The following is an 18,448-nucleotide window of genomic DNA, read 5'->3' as shown; positions in this document are numbered from 1 at the left end:
CTGAGTCGTACTTCACACCCGGATCGCCTGGGTGGACCAGCGGAGAGTTAAGCTGAGCATAACTTGCAACTACAAGTTATGTATTGAATTCTTTCATCAGTTCATTAAGCGGACGGAAATCCGCTGTCGCATGCAGGGCTGGCTCAGCGCAACGTGAAACCGCCGTCAGGGTAGAGGACCGAACCGGTCGTGTAGCGGTTGGTCATCAGGTAGAGGACCGTCTGCGCGATCTCCTCGACCGTGCCCGCCCGGTGCACCAGCGCCTGCTCGCCGTACGAGGCGAAGTTCGCCTCCTTGACCTGCGGCGGCAGCTTCGCCCACAGTTCACTGTCGACGATCCCCGGTGCGACGACGTTGACCCTGACCGGCGCCAGCTCGACCGCCAACGCACGTCCCAGCCCTTCCAGCGCGCTGTTGCACGCCGCGTACGCCGCACCGTCCGACGGCGGCCGGGCGCTGTAGGCGCCGCCCATCAACACGACCGACCCGGTGGAGGCGAGCTTCGGCACCGCGTGTCTGACCGCGTAGTACTGGCCCCAGAACTTCGACCGGAACGGGCTCTCCGCCAGCTCGTCGCTGATCTCGGTCAGCCGGCCCCTGCCGTAGCTGGAGCCGGGCGCGAACAGCTGGTCCAGGTGGTCGATCCGGTCGAAGAACCGCGCGATCGACTCCTTGTCGCCGGTGTCGACCTGACCGCCGCTCGCGGCGTCACCCAGCTTCCCGACCGCCGCGTCCAGCCGCTCCCGGTCCCGGCCGCCGAGCACCACCTGCCCACCGTCCGCGACGACCTGCCGGGCGACCGCGAACCCGATTCCCGAGCTCCCGCCGATGATCACCACGCGTTGTCCGTCCATCATGGTGACCAACCTAAGCTCGGCCGACCGGTCCACCCCTGTGCGTCGAGCACGGTTGAGCGAGTCAGATGTGCGACACGCACAGCCCAATCGATACCCTCTTTCAGGTCACTCGATGTGATGGTTCGATGTCAAATCTGTGATGATCAGAGTCCGCTCACCGAAGGGTTGAATGATGGACCCGTTCAACGCTGACGAGGAGCCGACGTCGCGGAAGGCCGAGTTCGCTCGCTTCCATGGGGACAACTACCCGACGTTGGTCGCTCTGCTGCACGCTCTTGACGGTGAGCGGGCGCACGCGCACAAGGTCGCGCAGCGGGCCCTCACCCACGCCTGGCGCCGGTGGGACACCGTGCGGGCGCTGCCCGACCCGGCGGCCTGGACGCGCCGCAGGGCCAGGCAGGCGGCACCGCCGCGCCGCAAGCGTGCCACGGACGGCCAGAACAGGTCCCCCAACGACACCGAGTGGATCGCGCCGGTCGCCCTGCCGACCTTCGAGGCACTCGCCGCCCTGCCCTCCGAACAGCGCACGGTCCTCGCGCTGCACCACGTCGCCGGACTGGACCAGGCGCGCATCGCGGAGGAGGAAGGTCTGACGCCCGATGTCGTCGGGACCGGACTCGCTCAGGCCTACGAGGCACTCGCCGCCCAGCTCGGGCACCACCAGCCGGATACCGGCGCGGTGCACACCTGGGCGGCGCGGCAGCTGGACGACCTGACGCACGCCCTGTCCTACGGGTCCGACCGCCGCGCCACCGAGCAGGTCTTCCACCGGGCCATCCGGCAACGCCTCACCGTCGCCACCGCCGCGGCCGCCGCGCTGTCGATCGTCGGTGTGGGCGGCACGTTCGCCGTCGTCCAGTACCAGGCCGGAGCACCGCGCGCGGTGCTGCCGCCCTCGGGTGGGCCGGGCGCCATGCTCATGCCGCCGCCCGACGTGGAACGCGCACCGGACGCACCCCTCCTTCCGCCCGGCGCCCCCGCCCCGGCCGGCTCACGTCCCGCTGTCACCCCCGACGCCGACGTGGTCCCGAGCCTGGGTGCGCCCGAGCGCGAGCCGGACTCCACCGACGGCGACACGAACCGATCCGACGACGATTCCGACTCGGACGGCTCCTCGCACCACCCGGATCGGTCGTCCGACCGGTTCAGCGTTCCCCGTCCGGTCGCGGCCGCCCCGAGGTCGGCCGCCACCCCCAACGCCACCCAGGCGCAGCCGAACGCGAACCAGCCCTCGGCTCCGGCACAGGGCGTGCAGCAACAGCCCGCCACCCAGCCGACGCCGCGCGCCGCCCAGAACAGCGGCACCCAGAACAGCGGCACCCAGAACCGGGACACGTCCTCCCGCTCGGAGGAGCGGGGCTCGTCGCCCTCGCGCTCCGACCGCAACAGCAACAGCAACACCGAGGGCCGCTCCGACAACGGCAACCGCGGCTCCTCCTGGGGCTCGAACCGCGGCGGCGGCAACAACGGCGGCGGAGACCACGGCGGAGGCCGCTCCCAGAGCCACTCCAACAACGGAGGCGGCGGCAACAACGGCGGTGGCCACGGCGGTGGCGGCGGCGGTGGCGGTGGCGGTGGCCACGGCGGCGGAGGCGGCTTCGGCGGCCACTAGCCCCGACCTGCACAATCTCCCAACTCGCGCCGCGGAATCTCCCGACTCGCGCAGCAAATGTCCCGACTCACCCTGCCAAAACCCGCGACTCGCGGACGGAGCCCGCGAGTCGCTAGATTCCGCGGCGCGCGTCGGGACATTCCGCCGCGCGAGTCGGGGAATTGTGCCGCGCGAGTTGGGGGCATGCTCGGTGAGCCGGGGGATTTGCTGGGTTACTGTCGGTTGGTGAGCGGCGCGCGTCGGGTCGGGATCGGCTGGAACCGCGGCCTCGTGTGTTCGGCACTGCTCGACGCCGACGGAACGGTGCTCGACCATCGGGTGCTCGAACCGGCTCCGGGCGCGATGCTGGACGCGTTCCCCCTGGATCGGCCGGCATCGGTCACCATCGCCACCGACACACTCTCCGACGGCCTGGACGACCTGGCACCGGTCGCGGTCCTGCGCCTCGCCCAGGCGGGCAGAACGATCCTGGCGCCCCTCTCCGGCTGGCCCGACTCGATCCGGGCGAACCTGGGGCGACACCAGACGACCCTGCCCGGTGGGCACGACCTGTCCGGTCGAGAGCTGGCGTCGCTGGACCTCGACGCGGTCGCGCGGTTCATCGACGGCGCCGCCGCCGACGAGGTCCGGGAGGTCGCGGTGTGCGCCGTGGGTTCCGGCGCGGTCCCGGACCACGAGCGCCGGGTCGCCGAGCTGCTGCGCCACGAGTTCCCCGACCTCGACGTGACGCTGTCCCACGAGCTCGGCGGCCTCGGCCTGCGCGACCGGGAGAACGCCGCGGTGCTGAACTCGGGGCTGCGCCGCCGCGCCGGCCGTCTGGTCGACGACCTGGTCGTTCCGCCGGAGGTCGCGCTCATGTTCGTGACCAGTGACGGCGCGGCGGTCAGCGCCGAGTACCTCCGCCGGTTCCCGGTCGTGGCGCTGGCGGGTGGCTGGGCGGCCTCGGCTCGCGGCGCGGCGCTGCTCAGCGGGCACGACCGCGCGCTGGTCCTCGACATCTCGCCACCTGGAGCACGATCCGGACTGGTGACCGACGGTCGCCCGAGACCACCCGCGACGCCGCAGACGGTCCGAGGGATTCGGGTCGGCGCACTCGTCCCGGAGGTTCTGGAACACACCGGCGAGCCACCGCGCTGCTGGGGTTCGACCGAGAACGGCGCGTTCGGGCTGCCCGCGATCGCGGTCGGAGCGGACATCCCCGGGCTGCTGCGGGACGCGGCGACCCGATGGGGCGTTCGGGTCGAGGACGTGATCCGTCCCGCCGACGCGATGATCGCCGCCGCGGTGGGTGCGGCGACCGCGTCGCCCGGCACCTCCGTGGAACGGCTGACCGTCGTGCACGGCGCGGACGAGCTGGCCGAGGCCGTCGGTGCGCTCGGCGACGAGGCACTGGCCAAGGTCGCCGGGGTCGGCGCGGACCCGGCCACGGCGCGGGTCGGCAGCGTCCGCACCACGCCCCTGTCCTATCTGCCGCGCGGCGCGCAGCACATCGTCGTCCGTGCCGGGGGACGGACGCACGAGCCGCCATGGTGACCGCCGACCAGCTCGACGACCTGATGCTCGGCGGCACGCTCTACGCATCCGGCGGTGGCAGGCGCACCTCGGCCACCGTGGTCGAGTGGACGCGTGAGCTGCTGCTCGACGGTGGCCCGGTGCCGTTGGTCGACGCGGACGCGCTGGCGCCGGACACGCTCGTGGTCGCCGTCGGCATGGCGGGTTCGGCGACGCTGTTCGAGGAGCTGCTGCCCACCGGTGACGAGTTCGTCGCGGCGGTGCGCGCCCTGGAGCAGCGGCTGCGCCGCGACGTCGGCGCGATCGTGCCGCTCAACACGGGCGGCAACAACGCCGTCCTGCCGGTCGCGGCGGCGCGGCAGCTCGACCTGCCGTTGATCGACGCGGACGGCATCGGCCGCACGTTCTCCCTGCTGGAGAGCACTGTGTACCGGCTGGAGGGGGTGTCCCCGACGCCGATGGCACTGTCCGGTTCCGGCGGTGAGCTCGCCGTCCTCGACGTGCCGCTGAGCAGGGTGGAGGCGGTGACCAGGCCGTTCGTCCTCGCCTGCGGCGGATGGGCCGCCGTCGCGATGTACCCGATGAGCGCCGCGACGGTGGCGGACGTGGCGATCCCACACAGCGTGACCAGGACGGTGGAGGCCGGACGGACGCTGCGGGACGCCTCGGCGCGGGGCGACGTCGCCCGGCGTCTCGGCGGTACCCGGCTCATCACCGGCGTGGTGCTCGCGGTGACCGAGCACGAACCGACGCTCGGTTCGGCCCAGCCGGCCCGCCCGGTCAGCGTCGTGCTCGAGGAGGACCGCGACCTGCGCCGGATCGTCCGGCTCGAAGCGCTCAACGAGATCGCCGTCGTGGTGGTCGACGGCTTGGTCGCGGCCAGCACCCCGGACTGCATCTGTGTGCTCGGGCTGCCCGGCCACTATCTTCTCGACATCGAGCGGATGGAGGTCGGCATGCGGGTCGAGGTGCTCGTGCTGCCCGCCGCGCCGCGCTGGCACACCCCGGACGGGCTGGTCGTCGCCGGCCCGGCGGCGTTCGGGTTCGACCTGCCGTGACCACCGGCCCGACGCTCGCCGAGCTGCTGTTCGGCGGCCCGCTGTCCGGTGCCTCGGTGCACCCGGCTTCGGACCTCGACCGGCCGGTCCACGAGGTACGCATCGTCGACGACCTCGCGGCGCTCACCCAGGTCACGCCCGGTTCGGCCGTCGTGCTGACCGCGCGCGCCGCCCGGGGTGAATGGGCCGTCGAGACGGCGCTGCGCCGGGCGTGGGAACGGGCGGCGGCTTGTCTGGTCAGCCCGGCGGCATCGGTCGACACCCCCGGTCCCGCGCTGGTCGCGGCCAGGCTCAGGACGCCGCTGGTGACGGTGACCGAAGACCCGTACCGGGTGGCGCTGGCGCTGGCCCGCGCGATCGGCTCCCCCGGTTCGGCGCGCGCCGACGTGGTCGCCGAGTGTGCGGCGGCCCTGACGGACCTGTCGGATCCGACCGGCGCGGACGTGCTGGACACCCTGCATCGGACGGTGCCCGCGACCCGGTTCGCGCTGGTCTCGACACATCAGGGCGTGCTGGCGGGCGACACCGGCGCCGAGGCGGACGACGAGCCGGAGGTCCGGACGGTGACGGACGGCGTGCGTCTGGTCGCGGCGCTCTCGACGGACTCCGACGGCCTGCGCCGGACCGTGCGCATCGCGCTGGGCATGGCCGCTCCGCTGATCGCGACCCGGCTGCTCGCCGACCGGCTGGCCGCGACCCTCGACAACCGGCTGGCGGGTGAGGTGCTGGGGCGGCTGCTGGAACATCTGGACCGCACCGGCACCGTACCGAGCAGCTCGGTACTGGCGCGGCGCTGCGCCGGCTTCGGCTGGCCGTTGCGCGGCCGGGTCCTGCCCGTCGCGCTCACCGGCCCGGGCGACGGCGCCGAGGTGCCCGCCGCGTGGGCCTCGGCCGGCGGAGCGCCGATGCTCGCCCGCTCCGGCACCGCGTGGGTGACCTGGCTCCCGGCCGAGGACCCGGACGACACGATCGGTTCGGTCGAGGCGCTGGTGGCCGAGGTGAACGACCTTGTTCCGCTGGTCGGCGGGGTCGGTCCGGTGCTCGACGGGATCGCCGGTCTCGCCGAGGGGCTGTCCGCCGCGACGGATGCGGCGGCCCTCGCACGCGGCGGCGCTCCCGGTCTCGTCGCCAGGCACGGCACGGTCACACCGAACGCTCTGCTCGCCGCGTTGCCGACCGACCTGACCCGCGCGGCGCGGCGCGCGCTGGACACGCTGCTGAGCAACGACCCGGACCTTGGCCTGCTACGGACCCTCGGCGCGCTGCTCGACACCGGCGGTTCCACCTCGGCGGCCGCGGAGCTGCTCGGTGTGCATCGCAACACGATCACCGCCAGGGCCCAGCGGCTGCGGACGCTCGGAATCGACCCCGCCGAGCTGCCGGACCGGCTCGCGATCCACTTGGCATGCCATCTACTCTTGCGCTCCACAGGGGAGAACGATCAACGGGGGTAGGGCGCTCGGATGTCGCGAACGCAACAGAAGGAACACTCGGTCCAGTACTCGACGGACCTCGGCCGGTACCTGACACCGCCACCGCTGTCCGCACCGCTCTGGGAGTACGCCACGGTCGCGTTCTCCGACGGGTGGCAGTGTCTCGACAACGTCCGCAACCAGCTGAACCAGATGGGCGCGCACGGCTGGGAACTGTGCGAGCGCCGCGAGTCCGCTCTGGACGACAGTGAACTCACGCTGATCTTCAAACGCCGCGCCCACTAGGTGTCCTGATTCCGGCTTCGGCCACCGCACAAATCAGCGATCACGCGTTTGCGGATACAAGAGATTCCTCTATGCTGCTGCTATAGCGCTTGCCGCACAGCCGGAGGTGTCCATGACGAGTGCACTGATCAACTCGATGCGGTCGACGGTGGTGGCACTCGTCGGGAAGGTGCAGCGCTCGCCGAGACCGCTCGCGGAGTCGCCCGACCCCGCGCTGCGGCCCGTCCTCGGCGAGCCGGGCGCCCCGCTCGTCGGTCATGCACTGAGCACGGTCTACGACTCGCTGGCGTTCAGCAGGCGCCGCAGCGCGGAGTTCGGACCGGTGTACTGGAGCCGTGTGTTCGGCACCGACATGATCACGGTCGTCAGCCCGGAAGGTGTCGAGCAGGTCGCAACCAACGCGGACAAGGCGTTCTCCTCCGAGGGCGCCTACGAGTACCTGATCGGCCCGTTCTTCCATCGTGGGCTGCTGCTGATGGACTTCGAGCAGCACCTGCAGCACCGCCGGATCATGCAGCAGGCCTTCGTCCGGCCCCGCCTCATCGGCTACCTGAACGTCATGAACCCGAAGATCGCCACCGTGCTGGACGAGTGGCGGCCGGGCGCGAGGTTCGAGCTGTACAGCGCGGCGAAGCAGCTCACCCTCGACATCGCCAACGAGGTGTTCGTCGGCGAGTCGGTCGGCGCGGACGCCGACCGGATCACCAAGGCGTTCATCGACGCGGTGCGGGGCGGTCAGACCGCGATCCGGTCCGACGTCCCCGGCGGCAACTGGCACCGGGGCCTGCGCGGCCGCCGGGTGCTGGAGAAGTACTTCCGCGACCGGCTCGACGCGCACCGCGCCGGCGAGGGCGACGACCTGTTCACCGTGCTGTGCCAGTCGCGCAGCGACGAGGGTGAGACGTTCAGCGACGACGACGTCGTCAACCACATGATCTTCCTGATGATGGCGGCGCACGACACCAGCACGATCACGCTGGCCATGATGGGCTACTACCTCGGCAGGTACCCGGAATGGCAGGAGAAGGCCCGCGCCGAGTCACGCGCGCTGGGCCGCGACGCCATCGAGTTCACCGACCTGGACCAGCTGACCACGCTGGACCAGGTGATGAAGGAAGCGATGCGGCTCAACGCGCCGGTCGGCGGGTTGTTCCGCAAGGCGCTCAGGGACACCTCGATCCTCGGCCACCACATCCCGGCGGGCGCGATGATCGTCGCCAGCTCGTACGCCTCGCAGCGCCAGGGTGAGGTGTGGGCGAACCCGGACGAGTTCGACCCCGGCCGTTTCGCGGAGGACCGCCGCGAGGACAAGGTGCACCGCTACGCGTGGGCCCCGTTCGGCGGCGGCGTGCACAAGTGCATCGGCATGCACTTCGGCACGATGGAGATCAAGGCGATCATGCACCAGCTCCTGCTGGGGCATCGCTGGACCGTCCCCGCCGACTACGAGCCCCCCATCGGCTACGGAACCGGCCCCATGCCCCTGGACGGCCTCCCCATCACCCTGGAGCCCCTCCCGAACCAGGAGCACGCCACCACCTGAGCCACCCCGCGCACCTCACGGCGACGCCGCGCACGTTGTGGCCACGGCGCGCGGTGTGCACAGAGCGCGGTGTGGGCGGACGGTGCGCGGTGTGGGTCAGGAGACAGCGGCGGATCGGAGGCGGGCGTCTGTGGTTGCGCCCGCATGGACCGCTGAGTGCACTGCCCGGGCGATTCGGGCGCCCCACTCGGAACGGGGGCCGGCGAACGGCTCCGGGAGACCGTCGAGCGGCGCCGCGATGCAGACCGCGTCGCTCGCGGTGCCGGTCGCCGCGTAGCCGACCTCCAGCAGGGCCTGCGTCTTCGCCTCGGTCGCGGTGGCCACGGCGTTGACCAGTGCGGCGTCGGTGAGCGCGACCGGAACCGAGACCACGATGTTGATCGTGCCCGGCCGGTACGGGTGGTCGGTGCGCACCACCGGCGCGAGCTCCCGGTCCACCGCGCCTACCGGCGCGGCAGCCCAGGTCGGCACCCGCAGCCCGACCGTCGCGGCGGCCTCGACCCCCTCGTCGCGGCGTCGCACGATGCCGGCGACGTGCGCGGCGGTCATCAGCCCGACGCCGGGCCCGAGCAGACCATGGGACGCCGCCAGTTCGGTCAGGTGCACGTCCGGGTCCGTGCGCGAGTAGCCACCGGGGACCTGCGCGTTCAGCACCCATTCGCGCGTGCCGATACCGCCGCCGAGGATCGCCGACGAGATCATCCGCAGGCCCGGCCCGGCCCACCACAGCGCGGAGGTGAGCAGCGCGCCCGGCTCCTCCCGTGTGTGCAGCTCCCACTCCATGCGCAGCATTGTTCCCCGGCTCTGGTAGAACGGTGCCGTGGACCACACCCGGGCTCGGCGCGCTCCGCGTCGTCTGTTCGGTGCCTTGTTCGCGGCGCTCGCCGCGGCCACCACGTTCCTCGTCACCGGCACCACCGTCCCGACCACGTCGGCGGTGTCCGCCGCCGCGGCCGCCACCAGTGCGACACCGCACGCGGTCCTGCTCGGCCACACCGACACCTCGGCCTCCCCCGATCTCGCCACGCCGTCCGGATGGACCGACCAGCCGAGCACACCGGTCGCGCTCACGGCTCTCAGCGCACCCCTGACCAGCGGCTTCGTCGCCGGTGAGCGCACCGGAACCTGGTCACCCCAGGCAGGGCGCGCACCGCCCGCCACGCGGATCTGACGCTCCCCTTTTCCGCATCTCTTCGCGGCACCTCCATCCATGGCGCCCTCGAACGCCCTGTGCCGCGCTGCCTGAGTCGACAGGACACCTCATGCTCGGAGCATTCCGGTCCGCGTTCGCCACCCCGGACCTGCGCAGAAAGATCCTCTTCACCCTGGCCGTCGTCGTCGCGTACCGCCTCGGCGCGGCGATCCCGGCGCCGGGCGTCTCGTTCCCGAACGTCCAGCGCTGCATGGCCCAGACCGACACGACCGGCGGCCCGGACGTGTTCGCGCTGCTCAACCTGTTCAGCGGCGGCGCGCTGCTGCAGCTGTCGGTCTTCGCCGTCGGCATCATGCCGTTCATCACCGCGAGCATCGTGGTTCAGCTGCTCACCGTGGTCGTCCCCCGCTTCGAACAGCTCAAGAAGGAGGGCAGCAGCGGCCAGGCGACGCTCACCCAGTACACCCGCTACCTGAGCATCGGCATCGCCACGCTGCAGGCGGTCGGCGTGGTCGCGCTGGCCGGCAGTGGTCAGCTGTTCGGCGGGTGCCAGCTGCCGGTCTTCCCGGACACCAGCCCACTCACCATGGCGATCACCGTGCTGGTCATGGTGGCCGGCAGCGCGCTGCTCATGTGGTTCGGCGAGTTGATCACCGAGAAGGGGCTCGGCAACGGCATGTCGATCCTGATGTTCACCTCGATCGCGCACCGCCTGCCTACCGAGGCCTCGGCCATCCTGACCAACGCCGGCCCGCTGGTGTTCGCCGGACTGTGTCTGTTCGGCCTGGCGATCATCGTCAGCGTCGTGTTCGTCGAGCAGGCGCAGCGTCGGATCCCGGTGCAGTACGCCAAGCGGATGGTCGGCCGCCGGATGTACGGCGGCACGTCGACCTACCTGCCGATCAAGGTCAACCAGGCCGGTGTCGTCCCGGTCATCTTCGGCAGCTCGCTGCTGTTCCTGCCGAACATGGCCGCGCAGGTCGCGGGCCCGGACAGCGGGTTCGGCCGGTTCGTCCAGTCCCATCTGGCCGATCAGTCCAGCTGGACGCACATCGCCCTGTACGCCACGTTGATCGTCTTCTTCACGTACTTCCACGTCGGGATCACGTTCAACCCGAAGGAACGGTCGGAGGAGATGAAGAAGTTCGGCGGCTTCATTCCCGGCTTCCGGCCGGGTAACCCGACGACCGCGCACCTGCGGTTCGTGCTGAACCGCATCACGCTGCCCGGCTCGCTGTACCTGGCGACCGTGGCGGTGCTGCCGGACTTCTTCCTCGGCGTCACGGGTGGCTCCCAGAGCCAGAGCTTCCCGTTCGGCGGCACCTCGGTCCTGATCATGGTCGGGGTCGGGCTCGACACCGTGAAAAGGATCGAGGCGCAGCTGATGCAGCGCAATTACGAAGGCTTTCTGCGATGAACGAAAATAGGCTGAAAATGCTACGGTCGAGTCATGAGTACGCCGTACATCGGTTCCGGTCCCTATTGTTACGCGAATTCACTCGCCATGTCGCTCGGCGCGGACGCAGCACCTTCGGCCTCGGTGATCGAGGTGCTGACCGGTTCGCCTTTCGGGATGTCCATGGCCGACCCGAGCCAGCCGTTCTTCGACCCGGACGGCTGGACCCCGGAGATCGGGCTCGACGCCGCGATCGAGCTGCTCGGCTGGACCTGCACCACGGTCACCGGCGAGCCCGCGGCCGATCGGCTGCGCCGCGCCGGCCCGCTGCTGGTAGGGCCGGTCTCGATGGAGCATCTCGCCCACCTTCCGGATGCCGGCGACCTGGTCGGAGCCGATCACTTCCTCGTCGTGCTCGGCGTGGACGGCGACGTCGTCCGCTTCCACGACCCGCAGGGTTTCCCGTTCGCGACGCTACCGGTCGGGAACTTCCTCGACGCCTGGCGCGCCGAGTCGGTCGGCTATCCGCACGAGCCGTTCACGATGCGCACCGAATTCCACAAGGTCCGCGACGTGCCGATCCGCGACGCTCTGACGAATTCATTGCCGAATGCCAAGAATTGGCTGACGCGAGGGAATTCGGCGGCCGCCGCGCACCAGCTCGCCGAGGCAATCGAAATGGGTCTGAATGAGGAGCTGCGCGCCCATCTCGTGCAGTTCGCCATCAAGGTCGGCGCCCACCGCCTCGTCGACGCGGCCACCTGCCTCGGCGGCGCCGGACACCCCGGGGTCGCCGAGGTGCTCGGCCGGCAGGCGGTGATCGTCGGCGCGCTGCAGTACCCGGTCCTCGTCGACGACCGGCCACGCGCGGCGGCACTGCTGCGCAAGCTCGCCGACGGCTACTCCGAACTGATGAAGGCCCTCTCGGACAGCTGAAACCGGTCGACAGGCACCCGAGAATATAACGATGCACTCGGGGGATGCGGCACCGTTGATCGGCACGGACGACCTGAAGATCCCGTTCTGGGCGGAGGCGTACGAAGCCCAGGCCAGGGCGAGTGTCTGGACGGTCGCGGGTGCGGCTCCCAGGACCATGGCCGTGCTGACGTCGTTCGCGTGGCGGGCAGCGCCGAGGCTCACCCTGTCCGCGCTGGCCGTGGAGCTGGCCGGGGCGGCGGCCACCGCGCTGGGCCTGCTCGCCACCGCGACGGTGTTCGTCCAGCTGCTCGCCGAGGGGCCCACACCGGAGCGGGTGCTGGCGGCGCTGCCCGCGCTGGTCTGGGTGGCGGCGGTGCTGATGGTGCGCGGGCTGCTGCAGGCCGCGAAAGGTGCGCTCTGGGCGCACCTGACGCCCCGCATCGAGCAGCGCGCGCAGGACGACCTGTTCTCCGGCCTGGTCACGGTGGACCTGCTGGCCTTCGACGACCCGGACTTCACCTCGCTGGTGGAACGCGCCAGCCTGCGCGGCCTCTACATGATCCAGAACGGCTCGCGGTTGGCCGGGACCCTGCTCACCGCGATCGTCTCGGTACTCGCGGCCGTGGTGGCCGCCGGTGTGCTGCATCCGGCGCTGGCCCCGCTCGTCGCGCTGAGCGCGTTGCCGCAGGCCTGGGCCAGCCTGCGGCAAGCGCAGGAGGGCGTCGCCTCGTTCGTCCGGCGGTCCTCGCACGTGCGGCGCCAGGACGTCACCTCGCACCTCATGTCCCGCCGGGACAGCGCCGCCGAGATCCGGGCCTTCACCGTCGAGCAGCGGCTGACCGGCGAGCACCGGCGGATCACCGAGCACCTGACCCTCGAGGCCATCCGGGTGCGGAACCGCCAGAACGTGCTGGCCACCGCCGGCCAGGGACTCGCCGGGATCGGCACCGCCTGCGGGTACGCGGCGCTGGGCCTGATGATCTACCGAGGCTGGCTGCCGCTCGCCCTCGCCGGGACGGCCGCCGTGGCGATGCGCACCGCGAACCAGTCGATCAGCAACGGGGTGTTCGCGGTCAGCAACCTGTTCGAGGTGGGTGTCTTCATCGAGCTCTACCGCGACTGCCTGACCGACATCGCCGCTCGCCGCCGCAAGCCCGCCACCCGCGAGCTGACCACCGACCCGACGGTCATCGAGCTGCGCAACGTGTCGTTCCGCTATCCGGCGCAGGACGAGGACGTGCTGCACGGCATCGACCTGACGCTGCGCGCCGGCCAGATCGTGGCACTGGTCGGCGAGAACGGGTCGGGCAAGAGCACCCTGGCCAAGCTGATCACCGGCCTGTACCTGCCGCGCGAGGGCACGGTCGAGTGGGACGGCGTCAGCACCGAGCACCTCGACTCGGCCGCGCTGCACGACCGGGTCGCGGTGGTCATGCAGGATCCGCTGCGCTGGCCGGTGACCGCGGCGAACAACATCCGGATCGGCAGACTCGATCGCCACGACCCGGACGGCAGCGCCTTCGACGACGCGGGCGCCCGGTCCGGTGCGGACGCCGTCCTCGCCGGGCTCCCCAGGGGCAACGACACGATGTTGTCCCGCGAGTTCCAGGCGGGCCACGACCTGTCCGGTGGGCAGTGGCAGCGGATCAGCGTCGCTCGCGGCATCTACCGGGACGCCGCGGTCGTCGTCGCCGACGAGCCGACCTCGGCGATGGACGCGCGCGCCGAACACGCGGTGTTCAGTGCGCTGCGCGAGCTGTCGACCGACCGGAGCGACGGGCATCCCCGGATCACCGTGCTGATCACGCACCGGCTGGCCAACATCCGAACGGCGGACGCGATCGTCGTGCTGGAGCACGGGCGGATCACCGAGCAGGGCACCCATGAGCAGCTGATCGCGGCGGGCGGCACCTACCAGCAGCTGTTCGCCATCCAAGCGCACGCCTATTTGACATAGTGACCGCTATCTGAATATCCTTCGCTATGTGAATGACGAAGCGACAGAGCCGCCCAGACGGCTGAGCAGGGCGGAGGCGAAGGCCCGGACCCGCGAGAGGTTGCTCGCCTCGGCCGCCCAGGTGTTCGCCCGCAAGGGGTTCGCCGGCGCATCCGTCGAGGAGATCGCCGAAGCAGCCGGCTACTCGATCGGTGCGCTGTACTCGAACTTCGGGAACAAGGAGGAGCTGTTCCTGGAGCTGCAGTCCGCCCGGGTCCGGGAACGTACCGCGCGGGCGCACGAGATCATCGAGCGCCGCGAGGAGGACGACCCGATCACCGCGCTCGGGCGGTTCATGGTCGACATCGCGGACAAGGACACGGACTTCGCGCAGTTGCAGGCCGAGTTCTGGCTGTACGCGGTGCGCAATCCGCACGCGCTCGACGCGATGGCGGACCGCGTCGCACAGCAACGCGACGCCATGCGCGGTTCGGTCAGCGCCGGTATGGCTCGTCGCGGCATCACGTCGGACGTGCCGGCCGAGACGGTCACCACCGTGCTGTTCGCGCTGTTCAACGGCCTGGTCCAGCAACGCAGGCTGGACCCGGACAGCGTGCCGCCGCAGCTGTTCGGCCAGGCCGTCCACTGGTTGTTCACCGGACTGGAGGAGAAGAAATGACCGACCACACCGACACCCGGGCACTGCGCCTGCGCTACGGCGCGATCGGGCTGGTCCTGGGCGTCATCTGGGTGGCGCACGCGAGCGAGCCCGCCTGGGAACACGCCGTGCGTGCGCTGGTCCTGGTAGCGGTGGCGGTCCCGCTGATCCTGCGGGCGCGGAAGAAACGGGCCGCGGCCGGAGCACCGCCCGGCATCCTGGAGGAGATGTCGCTGCCCAGGATGGTCGCGGCGAAGATCGCCCTGATCGCGGTCGCGCTGCTGGCCGACTGGACGCTCAGCTACTGGACCAGCGCATCCAGCATGATCGTCGCACTGGGCCTGGTGCTGGGCCTGGCAGCGGCGGGCCCGGCCCTGCACACCTTCCTGTCCGACCCGAAGTTCACCCCGCATGACGCCCGAAGCAGTGCGCACAGACGCTGAGCCCGACCTCGCAGAGCGTCACGTCGCGTCGCAGACACTGCAGCATCTGCGACGCGACACGACGCTCTGCGAGGTCGGTACGGGCAGGGCCCGCTCACCTGGCGGTGATGCGCCAGCCTCTGGCCTGTTCGTACTGGGTGTAGAGGTGGGCGAAGGGACCGTGTGCCAGACGCAGGACCTCGGGGTGGCCGGTCTCGGTGACGCGGCCGTTGTCCAGTGCCACCACGTTGTCCGCGGTCGCCAGGGTCGCGGGGCGGTGCGCGATGACGATGACCGTGCGGTTCGGGTCGCTCGCCAGGGTGGCGATCGCGTCGCTCACCGCGCCCTCGTTCTCCGGGTCCAGCGCCGAGCCCGCCTCGTCGATCAGCACGATGCTCGCCTGCTTGAGGAAGGCACGGGCGATCGACACCCGTTGACGTTCCCCACCGGACAGCGCGCTGCCGCCCTCGCCGACGAGGGTCCGCCAGCCGTTCGGCAGCCGGTCGACGACCTCGTCGAGACGCGCGGCGCGCGCGGCCTCCGCCAGCTCGGCGTCGGTGGCGTCCGGCCTGGCCAGGCGCAGGTTCGCCTCGATCGTGTCGTCGAACAGGTAGACATCCTGGAAGACGATGGCGATCTCGGCGAGCAGTGCCGCCTGGTCGAGCTCGCGGACGTCCACGCCGCCGACCCGCACCGAGCCGGAGTCGACGTCGAAGAAGCGGGCGATGAGCCGGGTCACCGTGGTCTTGCCGGAACCGGACGGTCCGACGAGCGCGGTGGTGCTGCCCGGCCGGCAGTGCAGCGACACGTCGTCCAGCGCGGGTGCCGCATCGGGCGCGTACCGGTAGGTCACGCCGACGAACTCGATGCCCGAATGCTCCAGGTTCCGCACCGGGTTCTCCGCCTTCGGTAGCGCGGGCACGGTCAGGATCGTCTCGACCCGGGTGATGTTGTTGTCCAACGCGCGCAGCGCCCCGATGAGCTCGATCAGGTTGGCCAGCGGCTCCAGGAAACGGACCGCGAGCACCACCAGCGCCACGGCCTCGGCGACCGGGAGCGTCCCGTTCAGCAGGAACACCGAGCCGAGCACCAGCACGGCGACAAAACCGAGCATGACCACCGCGGTGTAGGTCAGGTCCGGGACCATCGAGCGGCGAAGGCCCACGCGGTAGCTGCGGCGGTGCTCGTCCAGCGCGGCACGCATGCGCGCACTGCCGGTGGCACCGTGGCCGGCGGCCCGCAGCACCGGCTGGGCCTGGCCGAGCTCGATCGCGCGACCGGCGATCTCGGTGGCCGCGGCCTCCAGCTCCTCCTCCGACGTCGAGGCGATGCGGCCGGCACGGCGCAGTGTGGGGACCGCGAGCGCCGCGACCAGCAACAGCAGCAGCGCCATGCGCCAGTCCACCAGGAATGTCACCACCAGCACGGTCGCCGGGACGAGCGTGCAGGTGATCGCGGGCGCACCGATCGTCACGGCCAGCGTGGCGATGTTGCCTGCCGCGGTCGTGACCGTGCGGGACAGGCGTGCCTTCTGCTCGGTGCCGAACCAACCGAGCGGCAGGGTCGTCACGTGCGCCATCAGGTGGTGGCGCAGCTGCGCGGAGAGCTGCATGCTCGCCGCGAACCCGACCGGCGTCGCGGTCACGTTGAGCACGACGTACCCGACCATGCCGATCGCGCCGGTGACCAGCCACGGGGTGGCGGCGGCGAAGTCCGGGCGCGGTTGCAGCAGTGCGCGCAGGATCGGCACGAGCAGACCGAGCAGCAGCCCCTGGAGCACGGCGAGCACCGCGTGCAGCATGCCGAGCCGCACGAGCAGTCCGGGGTGCGGGTAGAGCCGGAAGAGATGGCGGATCATGCCGCTGCTCCGATCTGCTGGGCGCGCCACATGCGGGAGTACCGGCCGCCGCGCGCGAGGAGCTCCGCGTGGGTGCCGATCTCGGCGACCCGGCCTTCGTCGAGGACGACGATCTGGTCGGCGTCGACGATCGTGTGCAAGCGGTGCGCGATGACCAGGACCGTCTTGCCGACGGCCAGCTCGGCGAGCGCGTCCTGTACGGCGGACTCGCTGTCCGCGTCCAGCGAGGCGGTCGCCTCGTCGAGCACGACGATCGGCGCGTCGGACAGGATGGCCCTGGCGATGGTCAGCCGCTGCAGCTCCCCGCCGGACAGGCCACCCCCGGCCGCGTCGAACACCGTGTCGTAGCCGTCCGGCAGCCGTTCGATCACCTCGTGGATGCGCGCCGAGGTGGCCGCGCCCCGCACCTGCTCGTCGGTCGCGTCGGGCCTGCCGATCCGGATGTTCTCCGCGACCGTGTCGCGCAGCAGGGTGACGTCCTGGAACACCAGCGACATCGAGGACAGCACCGTCGCGTGCGGCATGTCCCGCAGGTCGACACCGCCGACCCGGATCGCGCCGCCGGTCACGTCGTAGAAGCGGGGCAGCAGCGCGGCCAGGGTGGACTTGCCCGCGCCGGACGGGCCGACCAGCGCGGTGACCGAGCCCGGTGCGCAGCTGAGGCTGACGTCGGTGACCGCGTCGGTCGAGCCGTCGTAGGAGAAGGACACCCGGTCGAACTCGATGTGGTGCCCCTTCGGCAACCGGGGCTGGATCGGCTCGGGAAGCGGTGGGCGGGCGAGCAGCGCTTCGATCCGGCCGGCGGAGACCCGGCCCTTGCGCAGGCCCTGAATCCCGTGGACGGCGGGCACGATCGACGTCGGAAGGCCGATGCCGACGACGAGGAACGGCAGCAGGTCGGCCATGGCGAGGCTGCCGCTGCTGACGAGGTAGACCCCCGCGACCATCACGACCGCGAACACCGCCATCTCCGAGCACAGCAGCCTGCTGATCGCGGAGCTGTAGCGCGTCTCGGTGACCCAGACACGCATCGCCTCGGTGTTCTCCGTGACCGCGTCGGCGAACTTGTCCAGGATGCGGCCACCGGTGCGCTCGCTCCCGCCGAACGTCTTGACCACGGTGATCCCGTCGGCGTACTCGATGCTCGCGGCGCTGATCCGACCCTCGGCGGCGACCAGGCGGGCGATGTGGGACGGCATGGACCGCATCGCGGTCTGGAAGAACACCGCCATCACGACCAGCACCGCCATGGCGAGCAGCGCCAGCCGCACATCCACGAACACCAGGTAGCCGAACCCGATGGCGATCGCGGTGGCGGCGCCGACCACCTCGCCCAGCGCATGGGCGATCACGTGGTGCATCTCCTCCAGGTCGTCGGTCATCACCTTCTTGACCTGGCCGGAGCCGGCGGTGCGGAACCAGCCGAGCGGGACCGAACCCAGGTGCCGTACGACCTGGGTACGCACGGTGTGCAGGATCGCGGCGTCCGCGTAGTGCCCCAGACGGGACGAGGCGAAGACCAGCACGAGCCGCAGCCCTGCGCCGAGCGCGCCCACGGTGACCCAGAGCCACACGGTCGGGCCGTCGAGGGTGGTGGTGAGCGCGGCTCTGGCGATCTCCGCGATGGCGATGTAGGGAGCGAACCCGGCCGCCGCGCCCAGCGCGGACAGCACCGCGCACGCGATCAGCTGGGGACGGACCGGGCGCAGCAGCCGTGCCGCCGCGCCCCGGTCCGATGGTGGCGCTGTCGTTGTCATGTGCTTCCTAGTTCGGACAGTGGTACTTAGGACTGCCTAACCAGAACACT

General features: G+C 71.1%; 16 protein-coding genes. 12 read left to right on the top strand and 4 right to left on the bottom strand.

The window, feature by feature from the left end:
• Positions 1–143 precede the first annotated feature (143 nt).
• Complete coding sequence (locus tag G406_RS0110060) at positions 144–857, bottom strand: SDR family oxidoreductase (RefSeq protein ID WP_037075988.1); 714 nt, start codon at positions 855–857, stop codon at positions 144–146.
• Between the two features lie 172 nt (positions 858–1,029).
• Between G406_RS0110060 and G406_RS58335 the strand changes: the two genes are divergently transcribed.
• The 6 genes from G406_RS58335 to G406_RS0110030 all read left to right on the top strand — a co-directional run bounded on the left by G406_RS58335 (position 1,030) and on the right by G406_RS0110030 (position 8,300).
• Positions 1,030–2,469, top strand: coding sequence for a sigma-70 family RNA polymerase sigma factor (locus tag G406_RS58335; protein WP_211241102.1), 1,440 nt, complete (start codon positions 1,030–1,032; stop codon positions 2,467–2,469).
• A gap of 225 nt (positions 2,470–2,694) precedes the next feature.
• Positions 2,695–4,002, top strand: coding sequence for a hydantoinase/oxoprolinase N-terminal domain-containing protein (locus tag G406_RS0110050; protein ID WP_169736669.1), 1,308 nt, complete (start codon positions 2,695–2,697; stop codon positions 4,000–4,002).
• Positions 3,996–5,039 (top strand): DUF917 domain-containing protein, encoded by a 1,044-nt coding sequence (locus G406_RS0110045; RefSeq protein WP_028933725.1) that lies wholly within the window; start codon positions 3,996–3,998, stop codon positions 5,037–5,039. The genes G406_RS0110050 and G406_RS0110045 overlap by 7 nt, the downstream gene beginning before the upstream one ends.
• Positions 5,036–6,493: a PucR family transcriptional regulator gene (locus G406_RS0110040; RefSeq protein WP_028933724.1), complete on the top strand. Its 1,458-nt coding sequence runs from the start codon at positions 5,036–5,038 to the stop codon at positions 6,491–6,493. Before G406_RS0110045 ends, G406_RS0110040 begins: the two co-directional genes overlap by 4 nt.
• Positions 6,494–6,502: 9 nt before the next feature.
• Positions 6,503–6,757, top strand: a complete 255-nt coding sequence (locus G406_RS0110035; RefSeq protein ID WP_028933723.1) for a DUF4177 domain-containing protein — start codon at positions 6,503–6,505, stop codon at positions 6,755–6,757.
• A gap of 112 nt (positions 6,758–6,869) precedes the next feature.
• Positions 6,870–8,300 carry a cytochrome P450 gene (locus G406_RS0110030; RefSeq protein ID WP_028933722.1) on the top strand — a complete coding sequence of 477 codons (1,431 nt, stop codon included), beginning with the start codon at positions 6,870–6,872 and terminating at the stop codon, positions 8,298–8,300.
• A gap of 96 nt (positions 8,301–8,396) precedes the next feature.
• On the opposite strand, the gene G406_RS45930 is transcribed toward G406_RS0110030, so the two are convergent.
• Positions 8,397–9,131 (bottom strand): adenosylcobinamide amidohydrolase, encoded by a 735-nt coding sequence (locus G406_RS45930; protein ID WP_211241101.1) that lies wholly within the window; start codon positions 9,129–9,131, stop codon positions 8,397–8,399.
• Here G406_RS45930 and G406_RS0110020 point away from each other — a divergent pair.
• From G406_RS0110020 to G406_RS0109995, 6 genes are all read left to right on the top strand, one after another.
• On the top strand, positions 9,121–9,471 hold the full coding sequence (locus tag G406_RS0110020; protein ID WP_028933721.1) for a hypothetical protein: 351 nt from the start codon (positions 9,121–9,123) through the stop codon (positions 9,469–9,471). The two genes, G406_RS45930 and G406_RS0110020, sit on opposite strands and share 11 nt — an antisense overlap.
• 91 nt (positions 9,472–9,562) lie before the next feature.
• Positions 9,563–10,870, top strand: coding sequence for a preprotein translocase subunit SecY (gene secY / locus G406_RS0110015; RefSeq protein WP_028933720.1), 1,308 nt, complete (start codon positions 9,563–9,565; stop codon positions 10,868–10,870).
• 33 nt (positions 10,871–10,903) lie between these two features.
• Positions 10,904–11,785, top strand: a complete 882-nt coding sequence (locus tag G406_RS0110010; RefSeq protein ID WP_028933719.1) for a hypothetical protein — start codon at positions 10,904–10,906, stop codon at positions 11,783–11,785.
• A 31-nt stretch (positions 11,786–11,816) separates the two neighbouring features.
• Positions 11,817–13,724 (top strand): ABC transporter ATP-binding protein, encoded by a 1,908-nt coding sequence (locus G406_RS0110005; protein ID WP_037075949.1) that lies wholly within the window; start codon positions 11,817–11,819, stop codon positions 13,722–13,724.
• Positions 13,725–13,752: 28 nt separating this feature from the next.
• Positions 13,753–14,382, top strand: coding sequence for a TetR/AcrR family transcriptional regulator (locus G406_RS0110000; RefSeq protein WP_028933717.1), 630 nt, complete (start codon positions 13,753–13,755; stop codon positions 14,380–14,382).
• Positions 14,379–14,804, top strand: coding sequence for a hypothetical protein (locus G406_RS0109995; protein ID WP_028933716.1), 426 nt, complete (start codon positions 14,379–14,381; stop codon positions 14,802–14,804). The genes G406_RS0110000 and G406_RS0109995 overlap by 4 nt, the downstream gene beginning before the upstream one ends.
• Before the next feature lie 94 nt (positions 14,805–14,898).
• Here the strand turns inward: G406_RS0109995 and G406_RS0109990 are convergent, their stop codons facing one another.
• Positions 14,899–16,641 (bottom strand): ABC transporter ATP-binding protein, encoded by a 1,743-nt coding sequence (locus tag G406_RS0109990; protein WP_028933715.1) that lies wholly within the window; start codon positions 16,639–16,641, stop codon positions 14,899–14,901.
• On the bottom strand, positions 16,638–18,398 hold the full coding sequence (locus tag G406_RS0109985; protein ID WP_028933714.1) for an ABC transporter ATP-binding protein: 1,761 nt from the start codon (positions 18,396–18,398) through the stop codon (positions 16,638–16,640). The genes G406_RS0109990 and G406_RS0109985 overlap by 4 nt, the downstream gene beginning before the upstream one ends.
• Positions 18,399–18,448: the final 50 nt, after the last annotated feature.

The sequence above is a fragment of the Actinospineispora spinosispora DSM 44797 genome, from assembly GCF_000429025.1.
GTDB classification, from domain to species: domain Bacteria; phylum Actinomycetota; class Actinomycetes; order Mycobacteriales; family Pseudonocardiaceae; genus Pseudonocardia; species Pseudonocardia spinosispora.
This window is presented reverse-complemented; position numbering and strand designations above follow the sequence as displayed.

What these genes read in the sequence shown, in the direction of transcription:
- G406_RS0109995 (WP_028933716.1), top strand. Translation starts at nt 14,379, where the DNA reads ATGACCGACCACACCGACACCCGGGCACTGCGCCTGCGCTACGGCGCG.
- G406_RS0109985 (WP_028933714.1), bottom strand. Translation starts at nt 18,398, where the DNA reads ATGACAACGACAGCGCCACCATCGGACCGGGGCGCGGCGGCACGGCTG.
- G406_RS0110060 (WP_037075988.1), bottom strand. Translation starts at nt 857, where the DNA reads ATGATGGACGGACAACGCGTGGTGATCATCGGCGGGAGCTCGGGAATC.
- G406_RS0109990 (WP_028933715.1), bottom strand. Translation starts at nt 16,641, where the DNA reads ATGATCCGCCATCTCTTCCGGCTCTACCCGCACCCCGGACTGCTCGTG.
- G406_RS0110035 (WP_028933723.1), top strand. Translation starts at nt 6,503, where the DNA reads ATGTCGCGAACGCAACAGAAGGAACACTCGGTCCAGTACTCGACGGAC.
- secY (WP_028933720.1), top strand. Translation starts at nt 9,563, where the DNA reads ATGCTCGGAGCATTCCGGTCCGCGTTCGCCACCCCGGACCTGCGCAGA.
- G406_RS58335 (WP_211241102.1), top strand. Translation starts at nt 1,030, where the DNA reads ATGGACCCGTTCAACGCTGACGAGGAGCCGACGTCGCGGAAGGCCGAG.
- G406_RS0110010 (WP_028933719.1), top strand. Translation starts at nt 10,904, where the DNA reads ATGAGTACGCCGTACATCGGTTCCGGTCCCTATTGTTACGCGAATTCA.
- G406_RS0110005 (WP_037075949.1), top strand. Translation starts at nt 11,817, where the DNA reads ATGCACTCGGGGGATGCGGCACCGTTGATCGGCACGGACGACCTGAAG.
- G406_RS0110030 (WP_028933722.1), top strand. Translation starts at nt 6,870, where the DNA reads ATGACGAGTGCACTGATCAACTCGATGCGGTCGACGGTGGTGGCACTC.
- G406_RS0110045 (WP_028933725.1), top strand. Translation starts at nt 3,996, where the DNA reads ATGGTGACCGCCGACCAGCTCGACGACCTGATGCTCGGCGGCACGCTC.